Source organism: Pseudoalteromonas sp. MER144-MNA-CIBAN-0113 (assembly GCF_040308965.1).
Lineage (GTDB): Bacteria > Pseudomonadota > Gammaproteobacteria > Enterobacterales > Alteromonadaceae > Pseudoalteromonas > Pseudoalteromonas tetraodonis.
The window spans coordinates 1-6,090 of record NZ_JBEOOG010000119.1 but is presented as its reverse complement, the minus strand read 5'-3'; the positions used below and the strand labels follow the sequence as shown (position 1 = coordinate 6,090).

The 6,090-nt window shown below is 35.8% G+C and carries 6 protein-coding genes; all 6 read left to right on the top strand.

What is annotated here, in order from left to right; genetic code table 11:
• Window positions 1-296 precede the first annotated feature (296 nt).
• The 6 genes from AAEY57_RS18455 to AAEY57_RS18430 all read left to right on the top strand — a co-directional run bounded on the left by AAEY57_RS18455 (window position 297) and on the right by AAEY57_RS18430 (window position 6,066).
• Window positions 297-572, top strand: coding sequence for a hypothetical protein (locus AAEY57_RS18455; RefSeq protein WP_350608488.1), 276 nt, complete (start codon window positions 297-299; stop codon window positions 570-572).
• A complete protein-coding gene (locus AAEY57_RS18450) occupies window positions 562-2,541 on the top strand; it encodes an ATP-binding protein (protein WP_350608487.1) in 1,980 nt (659 codons plus the stop codon). Before AAEY57_RS18455 ends, AAEY57_RS18450 begins: the two co-directional genes overlap by 11 nt.
• 158 nt (window positions 2,542-2,699) lie before the next feature.
• Window positions 2,700-2,996 (top strand): helix-turn-helix domain-containing protein, encoded by a 297-nt coding sequence (locus AAEY57_RS18445; RefSeq protein WP_086999356.1) that lies wholly within the window; start codon window positions 2,700-2,702, stop codon window positions 2,994-2,996.
• Window positions 2,997-3,035: 39 nt separating this feature from the next.
• Window positions 3,036-4,490, top strand: a complete 1,455-nt coding sequence (locus AAEY57_RS18440; protein WP_086999353.1) for a hypothetical protein — start codon at window positions 3,036-3,038, stop codon at window positions 4,488-4,490.
• A 61-nt stretch (window positions 4,491-4,551) separates the two neighbouring features.
• Window positions 4,552-5,727 carry a TniQ family protein gene (locus AAEY57_RS18435; protein ID WP_350608486.1) on the top strand — a complete coding sequence of 392 codons (1,176 nt, stop codon included), beginning with the start codon at window positions 4,552-4,554 and terminating at the stop codon, window positions 5,725-5,727.
• Window positions 5,728-5,730: 3 nt separating this feature from the next.
• On the top strand, window positions 5,731-6,066 hold the full coding sequence (locus AAEY57_RS18430; RefSeq protein ID WP_350608485.1) for a hypothetical protein: 336 nt from the start codon (window positions 5,731-5,733) through the stop codon (window positions 6,064-6,066).
• Window positions 6,067-6,090: the final 24 nt, after the last annotated feature.

The following is a 6,090-nucleotide window of genomic DNA, read 5'->3' as shown; positions in this document are numbered from 1 at the left end:
GAACCTGCTAACCACCCGCCGTCTGACTATAACTATTGTGAAAAGAAGACAGGACAACTACTCTGACACGGCGGGATTGGACTCGTGAAAATGGGCGAGTTAAAAAAGTAGACTATAAAGCAAAAATTGATGAGCCTGTTTTTATTTACCCTAGTAGCTCTAAATATCAAACCTCTTATGATTCACCTTATTTAGATATGATGTCGTCATTTCTAAATAGCGTCCAACAACCTAAAACAGCATTAATATGCCTTGGTTTTGGGTTCAATGATAAGCATATCAATAATGCTGTGACGATGGCTTTAAGAACCAATGCGGAATTTAACCTTCTTATTGCAACAAAAGATTTATTTATTGAAAGCGGATCGTTTAATCCCGAGATAAGAGATTTGTTAGATCAGGCTATTCAACAAGGGGATAAAAGAATTTCATTAGTTGATGGTACTTTCGAGCAATTTTCCGAATTGCTACAAGAGCGTCGAAAAGAGACTCCAGAAGAAAAATTATTTAAAACCTTTGAAACAATTGCTGGAAATATTAACCCCAAGAAGGTGGGTGATAATGAGTTTTAATGAATGGTTTTCACCCTTTGATACTAATAGAAGGATTGGTAGTGTTATTAATATTTCGCCAGCAGAAATTACTGTCAATCTATCAGATGCTGGTTCTGGAGAAGCAAGGTGGTACTTAGGAGATCGTGTAGGCGCAGGTGAGGTTAATGAATTTGTATTCATTGATTGTGGCCAAACAGCAATACTAGGCCGGTTAGTTCAAGTTTGGCTAGATGGCGCTGAAAGGCTATCGGTAGATGCTATGACGATTGATAATGGTTTGAATAATCCTGTAGGAATTATTCAATTATTAACAAGTGTTAACCCAGCAACAGGAGTTATTTACCGTGGAATAAAAAATCACCCTAGACTAGGGAGCCAAATATATTCAGCTCACCCAAAATTAATATCTATTCTTGCTGAAGGAGACTCGAAAGAAAGTGAAGTAAAACTGAATATAGCAGAACTACCATATGATTCCGCCGTTAACATAACTGTTACACCTGATAAGCTATTTGCGAGGCATTGCGCGGTCTTAGGAGCTACAGGTGGTGGTAAAAGTTATTCAATGTCTAGGTTGCTTCAAGAAGTTCAGCAACATGGAGGGAGGGCATTATTGTTAGATCCAACAGGAGAGTACTCTGACTTAGATTGTGATACATATTATGTCGGTAATCATGAAAAAGCTAATCCTAATAATTCTGTTACCTTTCCTCATTGGAAGCTCCCTGAATCTGATATATTTGCTTTTTTGCGCCCATCAGCGCAGACACAAATGCCCAAGTTGAGTTCAGCTATACTGAGTCAGCGTATAGTGCGACGCTATTATAATAATTATGGTGATATAAAAGTTACTGATAATCATATTTTAGTTAAATCAGGTCAGAAAAAAGAACCATATAACAATGCATTAAACTTTATTGAAAAAGATTTAAAATCTGAAAGGTGGTGCTTTAAACATCTGGCAGAGCAAATAGCTCAAGAGTGTGTTTGGCCAACAGGAAAAAAGGCTGGTTCAGGCTACCCAAAAGAAATTGATGAGACAATATGGGGAGATCCTTCAGATAATGAACTGGGTTATTGTATGAGCCTTATATCGAGAATAAGAGCTTACTCTGAAAATTCCTATTTAAAGTGGCTAATTGACCCTGATATAGACCAAGATATACCTTCTCTTCTTGATAGCTATAGCTCTTCAAACTCAAACAATAAAATTTTGAGGTTAGACTTGTCAGCAGTACCTTTTGAAGCTAATGGACGCGAAATCCTTGTTAATGCTATTGGTCGTAAATTGATGGACTTGGCCAGGGATGGGATTATTAGCCATAGTAATCCGATGCTAGTTTTCATAGATGAAGCTCATCAGTTTCTCAATAAAACAATTGGTGATGAATCTAGCTCAATAAAGTTAGATTCTTTTGGCAATATAGCAAAAGAAGGTCGTAAATATGGACTGAATGTGGTTATCGCAACTCAGCGACCGAGAGATATACCTGAAGATGTATTAAGCCAGATAGGTTCTTTAATTGTCCACAGGCTTACGAACTTTCATGACCAAGAAGTGGTTAAAAGAGCTGTAGGTACAATGGATCAGAGATCTGCGTCGTTTCTTCCAACATTAAGTCAAGGCGAGGCTTTACTCCTAGGTATTGATTTTCCTTTTCCTATGACAGTTAAAATGAAAAAGCCAACAATTAAGCCAACATCTAAAAGTGCCGATTACTCGATGGCATGGAAACGAAAGGAAGTTAAATGCCGAATAAGAATTGTTGATTATTTGGAAATTCCAGATGAATTTACGGATGAATTTGAAAGTTTAGATATTGAATATATGCCTCAAGAAGGATCTACTGGTGATATGATTTATAGTTATTACTTTGAAGTATCTTCTGAGGCCTCAACTGAGCTGCTTGAAATAATGGATTGGAAAATAGGGCAAGTGATTAGTGATATTCCTACTGAAATATTTGAAAATAATGATTTTAGTTAGCTTTACTTTTATTACTAAATGTAAATCATTATGGGCTTTAAGTAGTAACTTCACAGCAGAATTTTTGCCTTTACTTAAAAACTAAAATATCCTTAGTACACTTATAGGTTAGATACTAAGAGAATCTTAGCTAGATATGTTTTATAGCTAAGGTTCACATGGAAACTCCAACACCTTCACGCCTAAAATCTGCAAGAAAAGCAGCTGGCCTTACTCAGCAACAGCTAGGTATGGCATTAGGAATGGAGCCAAACACGGCTAGTGCTCGCATGAACCAATATGAAAAAGGCAAACATGCCCCTGATTTCTTAACCATGAAACGCATTGCTAAAGAGCTAGATGTACCAGTAGCTTATTTCTATTGTGAAGAAGATATTTTATCTGAATTAATTTGTGCTTTAGGTCAGTTAAGTAGAGAAGAGCAAAAAGAAATCTTATCCAAAATAAAATTATAAACTTGATTTCATGATTCATGTAGTTAGGGGAGATGAATAATGCGAGGAAAGCCAGAAGAAACAGATTTTACACTTTTCTGCGAAAGGCAAGGCATTGTGTGCTCAAAACCGGAAGAGGATACTAACGGATGGGATCGCCTACTTGAATACACATTTGAGGAAATTGAATATAAGGTTTACGTACAGGTTAAAGCTATGGAAGGTGCTTATGAAAGTTATAGAGGACGTAATGTAAAATTATCCAATATGCTGAAATTTGGAAGGACACTTGCCCCATGTTTCTTTGTTTTTGTTGAAACCAAACATAATCATAATACTAAGTTTCATCTAGTACATTACGACAAAAAGCTACTTGAAAAAACCTTACGTAAAAAAACGCAGTTAGAATCTGAGGGGAAAGATGAACTACATAAGATTAATATAAAAGTTAATCCAAAAACTGCAAATGAGGTTGTTGTAATAAGTAATGGTGATTGTATAAAATCTAAGATTTGTCAATTGATGAAATCATTTGGTAAAACTTATAAGGAATATATTAGTTATAAATCACAGGAGTTGGAATCTCTTGGTTATGAAGATGGTCGTTATCAAATAAACATGAAGTTTGAGCCTCAGCAGTTTGAGAAGCTTATATTTGGAGAGCAAAAAGAGATTCAAGTAGAGGTAACAGGGGCCTCGGAGAGTCGATTTGGGATTACTCTAACAGCCGATTCAGGGTTACAAAAGTTGGTCGGAAGCCCAAATGCAAGCTTAGTTTCTCCCGATTTTGTACCTGATTCGATAAAGGAACAAGTCGTCCACCTTGATAACAACGCTAATAGTAAGACAAAAGAATATGAGTTCGATTTTGGTGAAGCCTATTTCCCTATAAAAATGTCGGGTACACTTCTTTTAAGTCCTGTTACAGATGCGATGAAATTAACCTTTAGCTTCTTTTCTATAACTTACTATTTTGAAAACCACGAAATTAATTTAAAAATATTCCTTAATGAATTTTTTAAGAAGCCAAGGACACTATTTGAAATTAAAAGATGCTTTAAGCTATTGGAATTAATTGAGCAGTTTGACTTTCATATTGTAGATAAAAGCGAAGAAAGGATTCGATTACCTTTTAATTCTTTTAAAGGAAAATTACCAGTCATACTCAAGTTACTTGATACGCTCAAATTGTATACCAAATTTCTTACGGATTTAGATCTAGAATATGAGGAATTATTTGCAGGAAATTTCTTCGAAACGCAATTCCTTAATATCATATGTGGGGGTGATAATTTTCACTTAGATTGTAAAAGGAATATTGAATACTTAAATTGCTATTTTATCTTCGGTAATGAACATAGAAAGTTTTGTTCAAGCTATCATTTTAAGAAAGGGCTAGGTTCTAATAAATCTAATTATTATTATGATCATCATATTGAAAAGAGAATAATTTCAGATCTTAGCGAATTTCGCAGTGCTTTAAATCAAAAAGAGGATCTAATTATAGAGCTTTGAGTTGACTTTCATAATCGACTATTCTAAACCTAAACTAAGATTTTCTTAGTTTAGGTTGGCGATGCATTTTTTAGTTCAAACAAAACCTTATCCAGATGAAGCGCTTGAAAGCTATTTACTAAGGCTTGCAAGAGATAACTCATACGATGGCTATAGTGAGCTTGCTGATATTTTATGGCAATGGCTTGCAGAGCAAGATCATGATCTTGAAGGTGCGTTGCCGTTAGAGCTGAGTAAAGTTGATGTTTATCATGCTAGGCAAGCGAGTAGCTTTAGAATAAGAGCGCTTAAGTTGGTAGCTCAATTAGCTGATGTAAACGCTGGTGATATTCTTGGACTTGCATGGCGGCGCAGTAATTTTAAATTTGGCAACTTAGCAGCAGTAAACCGAAATGAGCTGACCATTCCCCTTGAGTTACTTCGCACTGATAACATACCTGTTTGCATTGAATGTTTAGCTGAATCTTCATATATTCCTTTTTATTGGCATCTAAAGCCCTACAAAGCGTGTCATAAGCATAAAACACAATTAACCTCACAATGTAGGGAATGCCATAAATTAATTGATTATAGAGCTTCTGAGGCGTTTTTAGAGTGTGGCTGTGGTTGTAAACTAACCAGTAGTGAACAGTTAAACGATGCAGACTTTAAAATTGCATCTGCGCTTGCAAGTAGTAACAGCCAAAAAATAGTAGGGTTGATATTGTGGTTTGCGAAGGCTAAACAACTTGATGTAAGCGATGCAGACTTTAACTGCGCTTTTGTTGATTACTTTAGTACTTGGCCTGATGGCTTTACCGTTGAATTAGATTTACTCACAAATAATGCGCGGCTCAAACAACTTAACCCTTTTAATAAAACTAAGTTCAACTCTGTCTATGGCAATGTGATCCGTGATGGTCAAATTGCTGCAACAAGCAACCGTAAAAACAGAGTAATTGATGAGATTATTAATTACTTTGTCGAATTAGTTGATAGTAACCCTAAAGCTAAACATCCAAATATTGCAGATTTACTGTTTTGTACTTTTGATGCCGCAGTATTATTAAACACTACCATAGAGCAAGTTTACAGGCTTCATCAAGAAGGCTTTTTAAACTGTGCTTATCCACAAAAAAAGCACGAACAGCTCAGAGCTGATAGCCATGTTTTTTATTTACGCCAAGTAATTGAGCTACAGCAAGCATTCTCAGCTGAAAAGCCTCAAACAAAAAAACAATTTATAGCGCCGTGGTAACTTATGAACTTACAAAATGCATTTGCAATTGAATCACTAAAAGAAAAAACCACAGCACTAAGAAAGTTGTTTGCTCCATACATGCTTCATGCTGCGGTAGATGGCTTTGAAGAACAAGCGCTGACTGTGCTCATTAACCTAGTTTATAAACGAAGTGAGATTGATGATCTAACAAGTGTAAGAGCCGCTAAAAGTGTATTACGTGATGAAGTGTTACTGAGTAAATGTATTAACGAAGTTAAATGGTTTCATACTCATAATTTAAAATACCCAGATATACGAGTAATGCGTATTCCGGTGATGGTGAACACCGATTCCGGTTTTATCGTGAACACTTAAATTCCACGCATTGGGTTCATGACA

Coding starts and splice junctions, on each gene's coding strand:
- AAEY57_RS18455 (WP_350608488.1), top strand. CDS start 297: ATGGCTTTAAGAACCAATGCGGAATTTAACCTTCTTATTGCAACAAAA.
- AAEY57_RS18450 (WP_350608487.1), top strand. CDS start 562: ATGAGTTTTAATGAATGGTTTTCACCCTTTGATACTAATAGAAGGATT.
- AAEY57_RS18445 (WP_086999356.1), top strand. CDS start 2,700: ATGGAAACTCCAACACCTTCACGCCTAAAATCTGCAAGAAAAGCAGCT.
- AAEY57_RS18440 (WP_086999353.1), top strand. CDS start 3,036: ATGCGAGGAAAGCCAGAAGAAACAGATTTTACACTTTTCTGCGAAAGG.
- AAEY57_RS18435 (WP_350608486.1), top strand. CDS start 4,552: ATGCATTTTTTAGTTCAAACAAAACCTTATCCAGATGAAGCGCTTGAA.
- AAEY57_RS18430 (WP_350608485.1), top strand. CDS start 5,731: ATGAACTTACAAAATGCATTTGCAATTGAATCACTAAAAGAAAAAACC.